The sequence below is a fragment of the Nocardia sp. NPDC006044 genome (assembly GCF_042871115.1).
Classification (GTDB): Bacteria; Actinomycetota; Actinomycetes; order Mycobacteriales; family Mycobacteriaceae; genus Nocardia.
In genome coordinates, this window is record NZ_JBIAID010000001.1 from 441,101 (window position 1) to 459,326 (window position 18,226).

Sequence of the window (18,226 nt, forward strand, 5' to 3'; positions counted from 1 at the left end):
CCGGCAACTCGGAGGTGCAGACCTGGGCTCGCGGCGCACTGTATTCGCTGTACTCGAGTACGAATGCGCAACAGAGCAACAGCATCTCACCGGTCGGACTCGGCAGTGACAACTACGGCGGTGCGGTCTTCTGGGACGCGGATATCTGGATGTTCCCCGGGTTGCTGCAGTTCGCGCCGGAACTCGCGAGTTCCGTTGTGCAGTACCGGTACCGAACCTTGCCCGCGGCGCACGCCAACGCGCAGCGGCTCGGCTACCCCGGTGCCTTCTATCCATGGACCAGTGCGAGTCATGGCGACCTCGAGGAGTGCCACAGCTGGGATCCGCCACACTGCCTGACTCAGATCCATCTGCAGGGTGACATCTCGCTCTCGGCCTGGCAGTTCTACCTCGCAACCGGCGACAAGGATTACCTGGGCACCCGAGGTTGGCCGATCATGAAGCAGCTCGCGGAATTCTGGGCCGCACGAGTGACGGCGAACGCCGACGGCAGCTTCTCCATCGACAATGTCGCAGGACCCGACGAATACAGCAACGGTGTGAACGACGCCGTTTACACCAATGCCGTTGCGGCACTTGCCTTGCGCAACGCGGCGGCCGCGGCGGATATCCTCGGCGAGCAGCGACCGGCAGAATGGACGATGATCGCCGATCATCTACGGATGCCGTTCGATCCCGTACGCGAGATTTTCCTCCAGTACGACGGCTACCCCGGCACCTCGATCAAGCAGGCCGATACGACACTGCTGATCTATCCGCTGGAATGGCCGATGGCACAGAATGTTTCGAGTCGCGTACTGGAGTACTACGCCGAACGAACCGACCCCGACGGGCCGGCCATGACGGATTCGGCGCACGCCATCGACGCCGCGGCGATCGGTGCGCCGGGGTGCGCGGTCGGTACCTACTTCGAGCGTGCGGCCCGTCCGTTCGAACGGGCGCCATTCGGCCAGTTCGCCGAGGCACGTGGGAGTAAGGCGGGTGCCGGAGACGCGCTGGCGGGCGCACCCGCGTTCACTTTCGTGACTGCCGCAGGTGGCTTCCTACAGACCTTCACAAACGGGTTGCTCGGACTGCGATTGCGCGGCGACTCCGTCGCTGTCGATCCGATCTTGCCGCCCGACCTCGCCAGCGGGGTCGATATTCGTGGCGTGCATTGGCAGGGCCGTGTCTTCAACGCCGAACTCGGCCCCGAAGAAACCACGATTGTTTTGAAGTCCGGTGCGCCTATGCGTGTGCAGACCGCGAATGGCGCGCAGATGGTAAGCCGCGATCACCCGCTGATCGTGCAGACGCGTCGTCCAGATCGGTCTTCGACGGACAATCTTGCTCGTTGCAAACTGGTGACGTCCAGTTCAGACGAGTCGGGCCGGTATGCCGCCGCGGCTGTCGACGGCAGCGGAGCCACCGCATGGACGCCGACGAACAACGAGGGCAGCCTCACCGTCGACCTCGGCGGGCCGACGGAGGTTGCTCGGATCCACCCATCCTGGTCAGGGGCGCTTCCAACGGAGTGGGCAATCAAAACATCTGCCGATAATCGCACGTGGACGACCGTCTCTGTAGACCCGGCGACCGGCGCATTGCCGAGTGCTGTCGTCGCGCGCTTTGTGCGGCTCGTGATTGTTGCGACCGAAGCGAATTCTCATCCGGGCATCAGCGAACTGGAGGTAGTCGGGCCGGTGCGGTGATGCCCGGCGGGCTGGACGGATGTTCTCAATTCGCGTTGTTGTATGCCTCGAGCACTTCTGCGGAGATTCGGCCACGCTCGGAAACCGTATGGCCGTGCTTGCGCGCCCATTTTCTGACGGCGGCGGATTGCTCACGGTCCATCGAGCCGCGCCGTCCGCCGGCCTTCTTGAGACGACCCGCCTTGCGGGCGCTCGCGGTCCATGGCTCGAGCGACTTACGAAGTTTGCCTGCATTGGTCGTTGACAGGTCTATCTCGTAGGTGACGCCATCGATAGCGAAATGAACTGTCTCGTTCGCTTTCGACCGGCCGTCGAAGTCGTCGATCAGCGTCACGGTGACCTGCTTTGCCATATGTTCCGTCCTTTGTACTCCGATGATGGTCTGTTGTCGAGGTTAGTCCAGTTTTGCGTTCGGGCCTAATCTACGCGACCGACTATGCGGGAGACGTCTGGATTCTTATGGTTAAGGCATGCTCGCCGAGATTGATGTGTGGCGAAGTTACAGAATTGTAGTACTCGGCCGGTGCTCCGCCTCTCCGAATAGGTATGTTCGGGCGAGTTGTGGCGGCCATCGTTCCGTAGTACCGATGCAATTCCACTACCTACCTGGCCACGCTGGTGACTGCCAGTACGGCGGTGCGTGGTCATGGGCCCCGCATCGCTCCGGTAGGGTCAGGAGGGCAAGTGATAATGACCGTGGAATTCGTCAAGACTTCAATTGAACATCGAATCAGTTTGCGGCCCATCGTCGCTGAAGCGCAGGGCTTTGAGCGAGTGGGCAGGCGAATTAGGGAATTGCGTGCGACAGGGTTGGATTTCGCCGCCAACGCGATCGAGCAAGAGATGGCGACCCTTGGTCTGCTCGACGGTTCCGCGGCGGTGGCTCGGGGCTGTGCGTCTGCGAATGAGCGGGGGCTCGCCGATTGATCGTGAGGCACGTCCCGCTCGCCTCATTCGCCCGCCCGCCCGCCCGTCCGGTTCGATCGGCCAGCTGCGGCCGCCGGCTGCGTTGCCGCTGACGACCTCGTGCAGCTACCCACGCGCTGGTCTGCAGCCCCGCGTCGGCAATTCGTGGGCAATCTATGACCGATCTTCATGACCCATCAACCATTTGTAACCCATTGAGTGAGCCACTAATCAGCGGTACGTTAAACAGCGGCTGATGCTGGCGGATGTGAATCGCACGCCCCTGGCTTCGGATCGAAGGCTCTCGATGTGGAGGTGGCGTGGTGAATCAGCAGGCGATGGGTCCCGCAGCGGTCGTGCGGAGCGCGATCCCGGCCAGGATGGACCGATTGCCGTGGACGCGATTTCATTGGCTGATCGTTGTCGGTCTCGGGGTTTCGTGGATCCTCGACGGCCTCGAGATCCAGATCGTGTCCAGCATGGGCGGTCCGCTACAGAGCCCGCACACGTTGCACTTGTCGAGCAGCCAGGTCGGGGCGACGGCCTCGGTGTATCTGGCCGGGCAAGTGTTCGGTGCCCTGATCTTCGGCAGGCTCACCGACAAGCTCGGTCGCAAGCGTTTGTTCATACTGACCCTGCTCATCTACTTGTTCGGCAGCGGACTCGCCGGGTTGTCCTGGGGTTGGTCTGCGCTGCTCGTCTGCCGGTTCATCGCAGGTATGGGCATCGGCGGCGAGTACACGGCGATCAATTCCGCTATCGACGAGATCATCCCGGCGCGCTATCGCGGACGCGTCGACATCGCGGTGAACGGAACATACTGGGGCGGTGCGGCTCTCGGTGCGGCAGCTACCCTCGTCCTGTTCAACGAGAGCATCGTGCCGATCGAATGGGGTTGGCGGCTGGGGTTTTTCATCGGACCCCTGTTGGGGTTCGTCATCATTTTCGTGCGCCGGACCATCCCGGAGAGCCCGCGGTGGTTGCTCACCCACGGGCACGCGGACGACGCCGAGCGCACGCTCGACCAGATCGAACAGCGAGTTGCCGCCGAAGGCGTCGAGCTGCAGCCGACTCGTCCCGACGAGGTCATAGAGATCGTCGAGCATCCACGCCTCACACTGTGGGAACTGGCCTACGTATTCTTCGAGAAGTATCCGCGGCGTTCATTTCTCGGGTTCAGCATGATGGCGACCCAGGCATTCCTGTACAACGCGATCTTCTTCACCGAGACCTTGGTGCTGATCCACTTCTATCACGTGCCAACCGACCATACCGGCTACTACTTCTTCCCCTTCGCGATGGGAAACCTGCTCGGACCACTTGTACTCGGACCGCTCTTCGACACAGTCGGTCGACGTGTCATGATCGGCTCTACCTATATCCTGTCGGGTGTCCTGCTGCTTTTGTCCGCGTGGGCTTTTCACGCCCAGATCTTGAATGCGAGCACGCAAACCCTGCTGTGGTGTGTCATTTTCTTCTTCGCCTCGGCGGGTGCGTCTTCCGCCTATCTGACCGTCAGCGAGATCTTTCCGGTCGAACTGCGTGGGCAAGCGATCGCCTTCTTCTTCGCCATCTCCCAGGGAGCTGGCGGCGTCGTCGCTCCATACCTCTTCGGGCATCTCATCGGCGGTGCGGACAACCCGAACCCAGACCGGAATCCGCTCACCCTCGGTTACGTGCTCGGTGCCATCGCCATGGTGCTCGGCGGCGTCATCGCTGTTATTTTCGGCGTCGATGCGGAGGGGAAATCGCTCGAGGACATCGCCGCGCCGTTGTCGGAGGCCGCCCCCGGGCAGGGGCAACAGCCGCAGTGACCGGGCTTGCCATGGGTGAGAAGTCGATGAGCTCGGCATACCGCTCTCTCCGGCTATGTTATCCAGCGAACACTCGGTGACGAACTGGAATTCGGTGGGGAGATAAGGGCCTTGGGTCGGCGGCGGTGCCGGAGATCGAACCGTCCAGCTGGAAAGGGCGGAGCAGAATATGAACGCAGAATGGGATCGTTTGGCATCGGTCGGCGATTGGTGCAAATTCTATCGGGAATGTGGTCTGCCCGCGAATCCACGCGGCGACTCGCGGTCGGTGGAACTGAGATGCGACGAACATGTGGCCGCGCTCGCGTTGCGGGCGCCATTGGCGAACGGGCTGTTCACGGCGTCACGTCTGGTTGGTTTGGGCGGTCCTACATTGGTGTGTGCGGCCGGGCATCGACGTGAGTCATCCTGGTTGTTCTTCGTACAGATCGACAAACGTGTTGACCACGCGGAACTGGGGCGGCTCGAACGATTGGGGATTTCGTTGTGCCGGAAGCGATCTGTGCTGATACTGCCGTCGTCGGTGAACCGGTCGGCAAGCAACGGGTTGCGATGGCACTGGTGGCCTGAGCGAGGCCGTGAGCTGCCGCGGTTGTCCCATGTGGTGGCGGAGCTACTGGATGTTGTGGTGACCACATTGATCTCGCAGCCGCTGGTGGCATCGTGACGTCCCAGCCGGCACCGAGCCCAGCACAGTTTCGGGCTACCCGCGATCACCAGCTGACGTGGCACGACTTGCGGATAGTCGCGGCTGCCCTCGGGTTCGACGGCGTGAACGCCATGCTCGAAAGTTTCGCTGCGGCCGATCGCGCTCGACGGTCTGATCATGAGGGGCAGCTGCGAGCGGTATCTGGTCAATGATCGTGGTTACCCCACGACCGCGAGGTTGGGGTGACGTAATGCGGCCATGCTGTAGCCGGAAGTCTTCCTCGGTTCGCAGTACGTCAGGGAGACGATCCCCCCGCTGGTCGTCGTGACGGTCGAAAGTGGAAGGCCGGCCGGCGACATCATCAGATCCGATGAAGGCTGTGCGCCGCACAGCGAGAGCGGGTAGATCAGCAGTCGGTACTCATCGACCAGCCCGAGGTCCATGAGTGCCCTGCTCAGTCGCGTGCTGCCGTAGACCTGCAATTCGAGGCCGGGCCGCTCCTTCAATTCAGCCACGGCGTCGGTGATATCGCCGTTGATGTTGGTGGCTCCCGCACAGTCCCGCGGTCTTGTGGACACGATGTATTTGGGCAGCTGGGAGTAGGCGGCGGCTACCGGATTGTGCTGGACGATCTGTTGCCAGTTTTTGGACACTGCATCGAATGTCCGCCAGCCCAGCAGGAATGCTCCGGCACGCATCAGGTTCTGCGTGATGATCTTCCCGATGTCGTCGTCACCGTAAGGAATTAGCTGGAATGCGTGGTCGAATGGCCGATCCGCCTCGGCGCACCCAAGACTTCGAGCCGCAGGGTCGCTTCGCATGACGAATGTGGTCGCGACAAGGCGCATGGCATCTCCTAACCGGGCTATCAACCAGGCCATGATGCCCTAATCGGCGCGACACTAGATGTTGCGTCAACAAATTAGTGTGCGGCAGTTAGTGTACCGCCAAGTACTGACGAGATCAACGGGTGTTGATGTGCTGAGAGATTGTCTCGCCGGAGATTCCCAGTCATGGAGACACTGCGTAGCGCATGGGGATGTGGAGCAATCTACAGTTCGTGGGGATATCTCTCGGCTGAGGTGTTCGATGAAGGTTAAGCTCGGGACCGTCCCTGAGTATCCTGTGCGCGAGTTGATGATTCGTGCCAGGGACGAGTGCGAGCCGGTGTTGCGGGACGTGGTCGACAACCTGCCGGGTCCGTTGCGGCATATGGCGGGCTATCACTTCGGCTGGTGGGAACGCGACGGCGCCGTATCCTCGGCAAGATCCGGAAAATGGTTGAGGCCGGCATTGGTGTTCGCTGCAGCGGCGGCTTGCGGTGGTGCGCAGCACGGCACGGTACATGCCGCCGCAGCGGTAGAATTGTTTCATAACTTCACTGTGATCCATGACGACGTCATGGATCACGACCACATTCGGCGGGGGCGGGCGACCGTGTGGCGCGTGTGGGGAGTCGATAACGCGATGCTGCTCGGCGACGCGTTGCACGCACTGGCGGGCTGGAAGCTGGCGGCCGGGTTTCCGAGCGCGGTCGCGGCGGACGCGGTCGCCCGGCTCGGTTCAACTGCCGTCGAGGTATGTATCGGTCAATACGAGGACACCGCCTTCGAAACGCGTTCGGACATAAGCGAAGCCGAGTACGTGCGCATGGCGACAGGCAAAACGGGCGCTCTATTGGGTTGCGCATGCGCGCTGGGAGCGTTGAGCGCGGGGGGCGACGGGGTCACCGTTTCGGCGATGGACGGCTTCGGCCGTGAGCTCGGGCTCGCGTTCCAATTCGTGGACGATGTGATCGGCATCTGGGGTGACCCGGAGGTGACCGGCAAGCCGGCCGGGAGCGATCTCACGCGCCGCAAGCACACCCTGCCGGTTGTCACGGCCTTGGCATCGAATACCGATGCGGCGGCCGACCTGATGAAGCTATACCGCTCGACCGAACCGATGAGCCCCGAGGATATCGCCCGCGCCAGTGCGCTTCTCGAAGCGGCGGGCGGCAAGCGCGAGGCCATGCGGCAGGCGCGCCTGCGCGTATCCGCCGCAGTACGGGCACTGCCGGATCGAGCCGAAGCCGACGGCCTGCGGGCACTCGCCCTGTTCGCGGCTGACCGCGAGTGGTAACCGCAATGCGCCACCAGCGTTGTCGCTGCGCTCGTCACGTCAGGTCGGCGTGGACTCAGCGATGAGCGGTCCCTTCGAGTTCGTGTCGAGCTTGCCTGTGTGGGTACAGGACGTGGTGTTGGCGGGGGAGTTTCCGTCAGGTGTACCGCACAGCATGCGATGTACCGCCGCGGGGTGGCGGGAGGCGAAGGAGCAGTGCGTGGCGTTGCGCGACGGGGTGGGCTCCGCGGCACCGGGGTTGGGGGTCGCGGTCGGTGGGTCGGCGGCGGGGATGGAGGCACTGCGGTCGGCGCGTGCCTTGTGGACGTCGCTCGATGAGGCCGCACGGTTTTTCGGGGAGTTGGCCGAGGAATTGGAGTGTGGCGCGGACGAGGTGGAGAAGGCGCAGGTCTTGATGCTGGCGGCCGTATCGATGGCGATGTGGGCGATGCTGGGTGGGGTTTCGGGAGTCGGGATGGTGGAGCGGGCGCGAGGGGAGGTGGTGGCAGCGTCTCGGGGTTTGCGTGCGGCTGTCGAGGCCGGCGGGGTCGCGCGGTTGGCTGCTCGGTCGCGACTGTTGTTGCGGGTGTTGAGTTTCGGCGTGGTGCAGGGCGGTGTGGATCTGGGGGCGCAGCTGCTGCAGCCGCATCGGAGTAGGGTCGATTGGACTTCGGTAAGTGCGCAGGGGGCCGCTGGTATCGGGTCAGGCGTGGGGGGCGGACTGGGGGGTGGAGTCGCGCAGCGGATGTTGTCGGCGCGTGGTGTCGGTCGATGGATCGCGGGTGGGCTGGCCGGCGTTTCGGGGGTGGTGGGTGGAGTACTGGGTGCCAGCGTGGTGACCGGGCGCGTGGATTTATCGGTACCGCAGGTGGTTAACGGAATGGTGCTGGGTTTGGCGGGCCATGTGGTGGCGACACGGCATGCCCGGGTGGGGCGTGTGGTTGGTCCGGTGGATATCTCAGCGGCGCCGACGACGTCATCGGAGAGCCCGAAGATTCAGTCAGTTGCCGCGCCGCCGAAACCTGCCTCTGGTGAGCTCTTGTCCGAGCTCGGCCAGTCGGCCGTTTCCTCGTCGGCGGCTCGTTTGCGTCAGCTCCGAGGCGTGATGGAATTCGTTGGTCCCGGCGAGCTTTCGGGCATACGCGGGGGTGACGGCGCTGATCTCGGCGGCGCATATGGTTGGCCGCCTGCCAGGCCGCGTGGTGACGACGGCCCACGGATTGTCGATACCAGGGGTTCGAACGACTGGGGTACCGGTGGCACCCGGGATCGGCCGTCACCGGTGCGGCCGCCCACCGGTGGCGGGGCGGCACGTCTGTCGCAGCCGTGGTCGCCGGGTGGAGTGTCAGGCGTGCGATCCGGCGGCGGAATGCGACCTGGCCCTGGTGGGGATGTCCCGGTCGAGATCGATCCCAGATCGCTGCAACCAGCGGGCGAGTCCAAATCCGCCGGAGCCCAGATGTCGAGCATGCCGAATCTGATGTCGTTGTGGCGATCTTTCGATGAGCCGGGCGCAGGTGACGGCTCGATCGCCAAATCCTCGGCAGGCACCGTAGGTCTGCTTACGCCAGAGCGCATGACGTACGGCGAGGAGATGGCGCCGGACAGCGCTGTTCCAGCTACCGACTCTCAAGTGAAAAATGCTGTGACGCTGCGGGATCCGATGAGCGGAGCGGTCGAACCCGAAACAAATGTGTTGGACCAGCTGGAAAAACTTGCGCGAGCCGACGCGGACGCCCAACTGGCCGAATTGCTCGGCGATCCCGCGCAGCGAGAACAGAGTGCGGGCGTTACCGGAGCGGCGACCAGGTCGGCAGCAACCGAAATCCCCGCGCCTTCGACCGAAGAGGGACTTCCGAAGGTCGAGGAGAACCCGCAGCCGCGATCGGATCAGGAGCATTCGCCTGGCCCGCAGTCCATCCCGACGACGGAAGAGCCGAGCCGAGATGCGGCACGGGTGACCGAGCCGATCACTGAGGCCACCGATTCCGAGGTTCTCGACGGTAGGCTGGATGCCCTTGCAGCTAAGCCCAATTGGCAGGCGCCACCACAGCCGTTCATTCCCGTGACGCCGGACCCGGACCAGCCGGGGGCTCCCGGGAAGCCGGAGTTCGATCCCAGAGGCAAGCCCGGTGAGATCAGTCCACCCGGTCGTATACCGAATCCCGCCGAGATCGAGGAGCCGCGTATCGCGGACCCTGTACCCGAGGTGCCCGCGTCGGTACCGCCTCCGGCCCTGCCGATGTCGGTGAGCGGCGATGGATCCCAACAGTTTTCGGCCTCGTCCGGTGACGAAGGGGCCAACCCTCCCGATCCGTCACCGGGAGATTTCCGCGGCAATGACGGGCCTGCGGATGCGGAGACCGACCACGATTTGCCGCCGACGCAGGATGCGGCCGCCCCTGCCGAAGTACCGGCCGATCAACGACACTCGACGTTGGCGGCGGCGATCGCGAGCAGAGACGCGGCGGCGCAGGTGCTCGACGTCGATCCCGATGGGCTGGACAGCGATTCGGTCGCGCAATTGCGGCTGTGGTCGAACTTGTCGGGGGCGATTTTGGCGGCTGAGGTGCAGGTGGCGGAGGAATTGATCGAAAGACACTTCGCCGAAGCAGCCGAGCGGCTGCAGTCGTATCTGCGCGCGCTCGACGACGAGGGTTGGGATGAGTTGGCACGCATGGTTCGCTCGGGAAATGCGTTCGCCGATTTGGGATCATGGTTCGCCGACGCGATGCGTCTGGAGGACCGTCTGCAGGTTGCGGCGCAAAGGTCTAGTGGCGGTGACTCGACGCCGAGGAATTCTGCTGCCGCTGGGCGAGCGATTCAGCATGCAAAGTCGGCTGCCCTGCTGCATAAGCCCGTCGCGGAGCTCGAGTCGGTAGAAACCTCGCGTGATGGACCGGACCGGATGGCTCAACTCGACAAGCTTCTTCGAATGGTCGACGGTGCCGACATGGCGCCCGAGACCCGCGCGTTGCTCGAAGCAGCGGTGGAGTACGGCCGGGTTTCCCGACTCGCGTCTCTCGCCGAAGAATGTCTCTGGCTCGGATCGTCCGCCGAGCAGATAAATGCACGACATCGTGAGCGCCTGGCTGCCGCATCGCCCAGGGAGTCGGGCAATGGGATAACGCGGCGCGTTCTCGATGCCGCCGAACAACAGGCGACAGTTCTAGAACCCCCACCGCCGGTGTTGCTACTCGACGACGAATTGTCGAGGACCAACCGGGGTTCCGTGGTATTCCCTGGGGCGGCGATGCTGGCGTACGGCGACCTGGACAACGCCACCGAGCTCTGGGTCATCTCCGAGGTAGGTACGGTGGCCGAGATGACGGTGCTGCCGGGCGCGATACCTTCGGCGGCAGCCGAACTGTTCGCCGCCGCTGCGGCCGACCGCGACGACGTCGCGGTGGTGATGTTCGTCCGGTACGATCCGTCATTCTCCGAGACGGAAACGGAACGCTGGACGCTGGCAGCCGACGACATGGCCTCTCGCCTCGTGAAATGGGCGCAAAAACTGGCGCGACCCGCGCTACCGTTCGGCCCGAAAATCCATCTAGTCGGTCAAGGCATTGGCAGCGACATAGTCGAACTGGCCGCGAGTCGATTGGGTACGAGGGTCGCCTCGAAGTACAGCAAGCCGTTCGGTCCAATTGCTTCGTACCCGTCGATCGTCGAGCGGGGCAGGTCGGCCGAGGCGGGTGACCAGAAATGGGCTGCACGGGTGGCGCCAACGGCCAGCGCGAGTGTGGCACCCGCCTTCGGTGGCACTCCGCAACCGGTCGATGTAGCGCGAAAACGCCTGGTCGATGCCTATACCGCTCAGCAGATGCTCACGGAGATTTCGGGTGTAGTCGGTGTCGAGCCGGGGTCGCTGGGCGCCGATGAACTGATCCAGCGGCTGCAGGAGCGGTTGGCGGCCGACATATCGGAATCGGACCGCGTCGTGGTCGAGTCGTGGGCGGAAATGGCGGATGCGTATCTGTTCATCGAGAACATTCAGAAGGATGTCGCGGACCTTGCCGCGCGTCGGCTCAGCGCGGCACTGCATCGCGCCGCGGCGCAGCCCGGCAGCGAGGCGTACGAGAAATGGACGAGAGAGCTCGAACTCATCGATCGAGACCTGGTCGAACTGGTGGACCCGGATCCTCCCGGGTACGGCACGGCCGGCGACGCTCGGGACTGTCTTGCGCTGCAGCTCATGGTTTTGCATGATCTGTTCCCGGACAGTGACTTTCGACTGCTCGACAGACTGACCGGACCGGACGGAGCCACTCTCGGGGACGGCATATGGGCTGTGGGGGGCCACTACGAAGAGTTCGAAGGCACCGAACTGAGTCAGCTCGAGCAGCGACTGCTCGACCCCGCGGATCCGGCGGAGGTCGCGCTGCTGTGCTCGACCTGGCGGATAGCGGATAGTGGAGGCTTCGGCGGGCATGTCTACCTGGCGATCAACTGGCGTGAACCGCAGGTGCCCAAGGACCAGGGAAGTGTCCTGGTGATCGACTATCTACAGGTCATGAGCTTCCCGATGGAGGTACCCAGGGAGGTCGAGAGCTGGAAAGCCTTCCTCATCGGACGTAGTGGACCCGAGTTGCCGATGAGATCATTGGCGCCACTCGATGACCAGGAACGCGAAGGTGTCAGAGGCGAACCGACGCAGAAACTAGGAAATCTGCCGAGCTCGGGGGATGATGCTGTGCCATTGAGCCCCGCATTGGTGGAATTGCGCGAGCGGGCCATGCGAGAGCTGGCACAAAGTGAGCAGGTAATCACTGCGCTCGGCGATGATGAGTTGTCGATGGCCGCTCGCTATCAAGCCCTGGCAGTTGATCTCTATAAAGTTCCTGGATTCACGGAAGAAGATGTCAGCAATCCGCTTCTTACCGTGGAAAAGCTCGACCATGCCAAGGCGGCTGGCGATGTCGAGCTGGTAGGGCTGGTTCGAGAGTTCGTGGAGACGGGCGTCGCGCTCGCCAACATTTATCGTGCAGGAGTGCTGCGTACGATTATCGAGGATATTTCCACGCTGGCTGAACTGCCCGCTGCCAGACACGACGCGATGTCGTTGATGACCCGGGCCGAGCACAATATCGCGGCATACCGACCTGAAATGCGCCACGGCAATGCGAATTTATCCGAACTGCTTCGTGTGCGTGATGTGTATCGGGCACGCCTGGTCGAGATGCTCCCCCACGGCAACCTCTTTGCGCAAGTCGAAGACGTACGAAACAACCCGGAGCGCTACACCGTCGATGTCGTGCACCTTGCACGTCAAATTTCGGAGATCGAGAAGGTATGGATCGACCAGGCGGCATTCCGGCGGTGCGATGACCGCGTGAGAGTTTTACGATCCATTCCGGGGCGGGTCGACCGCCTGGCGCGGGAAATCCGCGATACCGCGGAATATATCGAGTTCACCACAAAAACGATCAAGCGGCTGTCGGAGAAATATCAGCTCGGTGATGTGCGGGCCGGCACGGAAGCGCTCCGGCGGTTGAAGGAAGAACTCGGTGCGAGGCCTCCGCAACAGCAAGCAGATCTGGCACGGCTGGCTCGGGAAGCCGACAACTGGGCCCGAGTGTATGTTTCATTGGAAAATGCGTGGAGGCAGCTTAGCGTGGCCCTGCGTTCGTTGGTAACAAGGATTCGGGAGGGTATCGGCCTGCCAACGGTAGCGTTACGTGCTGAATCAGCGGCATTACATTCGCAATGGCGCGACAAGTTGGCGGAGATCGGTGCTAATTTCGGCTACGAGCTGTCGGAACTCGAGACAAAGGGTTCGTCCGCGCGAGACGTCTGGGCAATCGCGCTGGACGAAGCGCGCCTCCGGCTGTCCGAACAGCTCGATGCGGCACGCCTGATAAAAATCTTCCCAGACGAGTTGCAGGATCATGACCGGTCCGTCGAGATCTTCGAGAAGTTCGGTGACATCGATCGAGAAACGGAGCCGGGTTATTCGATGACTAGATTCGCGGTCGCGAACCGTGTCCGACAAACGATCGAATTGTACGATCAGGTCGGCTTCCGAGTGCATGGTATCGACACCGTCGCGGCGGCGATCGAAGAGGCATCTCATCAATTTAGAGTGGCGAATCGGGGCGATTCGAGTCCGGCCGGCGAACTCGGCGACCACCTGCTCTATCTCTTGGCCCGCGCACGTCGCCTCGACGAAATGGTCACCGGCCTGATCGAACACCTACAGGTGGATGACGCCGCGAACCGTGAAGTGTCCGAAATCGCTGAACGCTACGGGGTGCAGATCAAGAACCTGCGTCCGGGGCGAGGGGCCCAGAAAGAGCTGGATCGGCTGCTGGACGCGGCGCGCGACAAACTGGCACGGACGCTCGGCGTGGAGACACCGATGCTGTTGAGCTGGTCGGAACGACAGCTCGACTCGCACATCCAGCGGTACGTGGAGATGGCATCGGCAGCGCGCGAGCGCGTGGATCCCTCGGTGCAGGAATATCGAGACCTCCGAACCTTGGCCGATCGCGGAGCGGCCAACTATCGGCGTTCGGTCGAGTACGAGAGACTCGATGTCGAGGTGGATCGCGAGCTGGCGGATCTTGTGTGGGTCGTGGAAGGTCGCCACCCATGGCGCGACGATGCGAGTCAGGACGAACGCGCGGCGAGAGTGGGATCGAACCTGTTCGAACTGCGCGCCGAGCTTGCCGATGCCGAGTTGCACGGGATCCCAATGGACCGGGCTCAATCCTGGGCTTCGACGATCGACGCATTGGACAACGCGCTGGCGGACGCGCGATTGTGGTACGGCCGCCTCGCCGGCGGTATCGAGCGTGGTCGTTGGCGGGCACGACTGTTTGAGCTCACAGAGTTGACTCGATCACTTGACGAACTCGCCGGGGAACGCCGGGGCACATTCGAGCGTCTTGCGTCCGGCCCGCTGATCGATGAGTTGGACAACGCACTCGACAGCGGGCTTGCCAACGTGCGGCAACAGCTCGATACCCCGATCGAGAATCAGGTCGCCGTGCACCCGAAGGACGCGGAATATTTCTGGCACATGATTCCAGGAGCCCAGCGAGACGGATTCCTGTTCGCGCTCGAGGTAGCGGCGAGGGGATCTGGCGCACGCCCCCGCTTCGAGCCCATCTCGGAAGAAGTTCGGACCGAGGTGAGACAATCAGGAATAGATGCGAGAGAGGCCGCCCGGTTGGCCGGAGCGAAGTGGCGAGTGTTCGCCGATGCCCTGGAAGCGTGTGACTACGTCCGGGCTACCCGAGGAACAGTAATTCTGGCGATGGATTACTCTTCGGCGTACTCCGGTTGGGGCACATATGTCGCGACGATAAAGGTTGCGAGTAATGGCGAGTTGCAGGTCGTCGATCGCGTCGCGAAAGGAGACGAGATCGACGGCGAAGACTCGGTTGAGCCGCCCGACCGCACAGGCAGCGCGAGGCTGAGGACCGGGAGGCGGGCGATGACAGGCGACGCCCAGGTCGATGAGTGGATCGCAAACCGCTCGGTACAGGCCGACGGTCCCAAAAAATTCTTTGGAATGGTCTTCAAACCCGACGGGCAGCCCGAGGATCCGTTCATGCCGGACTCGGACGACCCGGACGCAGGTCTGCCGTCAGACCTCGACATTTCGCGCCGGCTGAGCTGAGACCGTCTCACCGGCAACATATTTCGGCGAAATCCGCCTCGTCGAGCGTCAGGGAACGAGGACGGCCGCGCCGGTGAATCGGCCGGCATCGAGGTCGCGCAGCGCACGATCCGCCTCTTCGAGAGCGTACCTGTTCGCCGTCACCCGCAACGGGTAGGCGGAGGCGAAGTCCAAGAACGCGCGCGCGTCGGCGAGGGTATTCGCGGTGACGTTACGAATCTGCTTCTCCCAGAACAGGTGACGCTGGTAATCCAGCTGAGCGATATCGGGAAGGTGGATGCTCGGCAAGACAAGGACGCCGCCGGGAACAAGCGCCTCAAGGGCAGGCAGGACCAATTCCCCCGCCGGAGGGTAGAGCACCGCGGCGTCGAGCGGTTCGGGTGGCTGGGCGGCAACGTCCTGCACGCTGCTCGCTCCCAGTTCGAGGGCGAGCGCCTTCGCGTCCGCGCGGCGGGTCATCACATGCACCTCGAGGCCCCTGGCGATCGCCAATTGCGCCATGAAGTGGGCACTTCCGCCGAAACCGTAGATGCCGAGGACGCCGCCGGCGGGCAGCTCCGCGAGGTTCAGCGACCGGTAGGCGTTGACGCCTGCGCACAGCATGGGGGCGAGCTCGAGGTCGGTGTATTGCTGAGGAAGCTGGAGGGCGAAATCAGCGGGAACGGTGGCGTATTCGGCGTATCCGCCGTCGGCGTCCCATCCAGTGTATTCCGAGTACGCACAGAGATTCTCCGCGCCGGTGGCACAGAAGCGGCAGCTGCCGCAGGTGCGGCGAAGCCAGGAGATCCCGATGCGGCGGCCGATCGGCGCACGCGCGGTCGACCCGGCGGCGACGACTTCACCGACGACCTCGTGGCCAGGCACCACATGCTCGCGGTGCGCCGCCAGATCGCCCATGGTGATGTGCAGATCGGTTCGGCACACAGCACACGCCAGGACGCGCACCAGTAGCTCGTCGTCAGCTGGTTCGGGGATCCGGGCGCGCTGCCAGGCCAACGGACCGGACTCGAGCGGGCCCGGGGTGGTCACTCGCCATGCCCCCATCGTCCGGCGGCGGTCCGAGTCGTGCAAGCGCCGGAGGGTTTGCAGGTTCGAGGTGCGGCGGTCGGTCATGAGGAGCCTTGTCTGTCGGCTTGATGATTCGCCTCGGTAACGGTAATGGGATAGGTAGCGCAGAGAAATCAGGTGTGCCGAGAAATTGCCCGTACGGAAGATCGGTGTGGATACCGCGGTACGCCGAGTGCGTCGGCAATCTCGTGATGCGTTATCAGAGGGGCACCATCTGGTTTCGCCACGTCACTGCTGGTCGTCGTTCCGCGGTCGTGTTAACCGAATCCATCGGGTAACCGATATGCAGGGGGAGAACGCGCATGTGTGCGAGCCGCGAGGCAGCAAAGAAAGATTGTGCGTCGGTAGATACTGTCTTCGTTTAGGTGTGTCCTCTTATGGAGCTACCTATTGGCCGCTACCTATTGAGTGATCAGCGCGTCGCCGAGTACCTTTGCCCAATCGAATCTGGAACGCATCCCGTGCCGTTTTTACAGTGCAAGGGCGAATGGATGAGGTCGGGAATGAAAACCAGCGCCACCGACAATGCGGTGCCTCGCCGTCTCCGCGCGGACGGTAGACGGTCGTGAATGGCTTATTACGGGAGCCGGCGCGGACGGTCGCGGTGATCGGTACCGGATTGATCGGCACGTCCGTAGCCCTCGCATTGCGCGAGAACGGTGTCCGCACCTACTTGCACGATCGTGATCCCGCCGCGGCGGCGACCGCCGCCGCAAGGGGCGCCGGCGTACTCGGACTGCCGTCGTCCATGGTCGATCTCGCGGTGATCGCGGTGCCGCCGAGCAGCATCGCGGCGGTACTCGCAGAATGCCAGGCCAACGGGCTCGCACGCTGCTACACCGACGTGGGCAGTGCCAAAACCGAGCCGCTGGCCGAAGCCGAGGCCACCGGTTGCGATCTGACGAGCTACGTGGGCGGACATCCGATGGCAGGCGGCGAGCGCTCGGGACCTGTTGCGGCAACCGCGGATCTGTTTCGCGACCGGACTTGGGCACTCACGCCACTGACGTGCACCCGGGCCGACGCACTGCGTTCCGTGATGGATTTCGTCGGCATGACCGGGGCACGTCCGTTGCTGATGACCCACGTCGACCACGATCGCATCGTCGCCCGCACGTCACATGTTCCGCACCTGGTCGCGTCCGCGCTGGCCGCCAGTCTCGCCGGGGCGGACGCATCCGTGCTGCGGCTCTGCGGCGCCGGGGTCAAGGATGCCACTCGCATCGCCGCGGGAGACGTCGCGCTGTGGACGGATATTTTACGAGCGAATGCGACCGAGGTGTCCAAAATACTTTCTGAAATAGCTACCGATCTGGCATCGGTCGCGCATTCCTTGCAATCAGATCCCGGGGAAGTGGCCGGCCTGCTGCGCCGAGGAAATTCCGGTCGTGCATTACTCATCGGGGAACCTGCAGGAGTTGGAAATGGTTGATCACCGGCTGCTTCCGCGTGGCGACGTAAGCACCCTATTGTCCTGTGCCGCGGGACCGTTTCTCTTCGGCACCGCGTTTCTGGCAATAGAACATCTGCCTGCCATGCCGCTGTGGAACGCGGTGTTTCGGGTACTGCCGGCCGGGCTGGCGTTGATCGCGTTGCGTCCGGCTCGCCCGCAGGGTGTCTGGTGTGCTCGCATGATTGTGCTCGGCGTCCTGAATTTCAGTGGGTTCTTCGGCTGCCAAGCCATTGCCGCTCATCGCTTACCCGGCGCGGTGGTATCGACGATCTCCGCGGCGCAATGCGTTGTCGTGCCGTTGGTTGTCTTGACCCTTGGACAGCGTGTCGGCGTCCGCCAGTTCACCGCACCCATGCTCGGCTTGTTCGGTGTCGCGCTGCTCGTCCTGCGTGGACATACCCAGTTGGATACCGCTGGAGTAGCGGCGGCGGCAGCGCTGGCGCTGCTCTCCGCCACCGGAATGGTGCTGACCCGTCGCTGGGGTGTGCCGCCGGCCGTGCATCCGCTGAGCGCGGTCGCCTGGCAGATGTTGGCGGGTGGGCTGATCCTGGTGCCGCTGGCAAGCGCTTTCGAGGGGGCGCCGCCGAGCCTGTCGGTCAGCCAGTTCGGTGCGACAGCCTGGTTGGCGATCGCGGCTACCGCGTTGGCGTTCGCCCTGTTCTTCGGTGGTCTGTACCGCGGCGTGGAGGCGACAACGGCGTCGCGCCTGATGCTGCTCGGTCCGGTCGTCGCGGTCGCACTCGGCTGGCTGTTCGCTCACGAAACACTGACGATGCTGCAGGTCGCCGGGATCTTGCTGGTGCTGGCCGCACAGTTCGGCGGTGTGGAAACCAGCGGAACCACCCGACCGCTGCAGGCGACGTTCGCACCACTCGCGAGCCGGATGCGGCAGCTCCGGCACGCGGGAACCTGATCCGG

The 18,226-nt window shown here is 63.5% G+C and carries 11 protein-coding genes; 8 read left to right on the plus strand and 3 right to left on the minus strand.

Annotation, left to right across the window (positions count from 1 at the left end; genetic code table 11):
- The first annotated feature begins 14 nt into the window (after nt 1-14).
- On the plus strand, nt 15-1,691 hold the full coding sequence (locus ACFYO1_RS02105; protein ID WP_387231648.1) for a discoidin domain-containing protein: 1,677 nt from the start codon (nt 15-17) through the stop codon (nt 1,689-1,691).
- Nucleotides 1,692-1,716: 25 nt separating this feature from the next.
- Here the strand turns inward: ACFYO1_RS02105 and ACFYO1_RS02110 are convergent, their stop codons facing one another.
- Nucleotides 1,717-2,043 carry an Lsr2 family protein gene (locus ACFYO1_RS02110; RefSeq protein WP_387226261.1) on the minus strand — a complete coding sequence of 109 codons (327 nt, stop codon included), beginning with the start codon at nt 2,041-2,043 and terminating at the stop codon, nt 1,717-1,719.
- A 338-nt stretch (nt 2,044-2,381) separates the two neighbouring features.
- On the opposite strand from ACFYO1_RS02110, the gene ACFYO1_RS02115 reads away from it, so the two are divergent.
- The 3 genes from ACFYO1_RS02115 to ACFYO1_RS02125 all read left to right on the plus strand — a co-directional run bounded on the left by ACFYO1_RS02115 (nt 2,382) and on the right by ACFYO1_RS02125 (nt 5,078).
- Nucleotides 2,382-2,618, plus strand: a complete 237-nt coding sequence (locus ACFYO1_RS02115; protein ID WP_387226263.1) for a hypothetical protein — start codon at nt 2,382-2,384, stop codon at nt 2,616-2,618.
- Between the two features lie 299 nt (nt 2,619-2,917).
- The gene (locus ACFYO1_RS02120; RefSeq protein ID WP_387226264.1) at nt 2,918-4,411 is read left to right on the plus strand and encodes an MFS transporter; all 1,494 of its coding nucleotides are present in this window, start codon (nt 2,918-2,920) and stop codon (nt 4,409-4,411) included.
- 169 nt (nt 4,412-4,580) lie between these two features.
- On the plus strand, nt 4,581-5,078 hold the full coding sequence (locus ACFYO1_RS02125; RefSeq protein WP_387226266.1) for a hypothetical protein: 498 nt from the start codon (nt 4,581-4,583) through the stop codon (nt 5,076-5,078).
- Between the two features lie 200 nt (nt 5,079-5,278).
- On the opposite strand, the gene ACFYO1_RS02130 is transcribed toward ACFYO1_RS02125, so the two are convergent.
- Nucleotides 5,279-5,908 (minus strand): dihydrofolate reductase family protein, encoded by a 630-nt coding sequence (locus tag ACFYO1_RS02130; protein WP_387226267.1) that lies wholly within the window; start codon nt 5,906-5,908, stop codon nt 5,279-5,281.
- A gap of 241 nt (nt 5,909-6,149) precedes the next feature.
- On the opposite strand from ACFYO1_RS02130, the gene idsB reads away from it, so the two are divergent.
- Together idsB and ACFYO1_RS02140 are read left to right on the plus strand one after the other, a co-directional pair.
- The gene (gene idsB / locus ACFYO1_RS02135; RefSeq protein ID WP_387226269.1) at nt 6,150-7,181 is read left to right on the plus strand and encodes a geranylgeranyl diphosphate synthase IdsB; all 1,032 of its coding nucleotides are present in this window, start codon (nt 6,150-6,152) and stop codon (nt 7,179-7,181) included.
- A 271-nt stretch (nt 7,182-7,452) separates the two neighbouring features.
- Nucleotides 7,453-14,787 (plus strand): hypothetical protein, encoded by a 7,335-nt coding sequence (locus ACFYO1_RS02140; RefSeq protein WP_387231925.1) that lies wholly within the window; start codon nt 7,453-7,455, stop codon nt 14,785-14,787.
- Nucleotides 14,788-14,835: 48 nt separating this feature from the next.
- Here the strand turns inward: ACFYO1_RS02140 and ACFYO1_RS02145 are convergent, their stop codons facing one another.
- Nucleotides 14,836-15,831 carry a zinc-binding alcohol dehydrogenase family protein gene (locus ACFYO1_RS02145; protein ID WP_387231650.1) on the minus strand — a complete coding sequence of 332 codons (996 nt, stop codon included), beginning with the start codon at nt 15,829-15,831 and terminating at the stop codon, nt 14,836-14,838.
- A gap of 628 nt (nt 15,832-16,459) precedes the next feature.
- Between ACFYO1_RS02145 and ACFYO1_RS02150 the strand changes: the two genes are divergently transcribed.
- Together ACFYO1_RS02150 and ACFYO1_RS02155 are read left to right on the plus strand one after the other, a co-directional pair.
- Nucleotides 16,460-17,287, plus strand: coding sequence for a prephenate dehydrogenase (locus tag ACFYO1_RS02150; protein WP_387231652.1), 828 nt, complete (start codon nt 16,460-16,462; stop codon nt 17,285-17,287).
- Nucleotides 17,280-18,221 carry an EamA family transporter gene (locus tag ACFYO1_RS02155; protein ID WP_387226271.1) on the plus strand — a complete coding sequence of 314 codons (942 nt, stop codon included), beginning with the start codon at nt 17,280-17,282 and terminating at the stop codon, nt 18,219-18,221. The genes ACFYO1_RS02150 and ACFYO1_RS02155 overlap by 8 nt, the downstream gene beginning before the upstream one ends.
- Nucleotides 18,222-18,226: the final 5 nt, after the last annotated feature.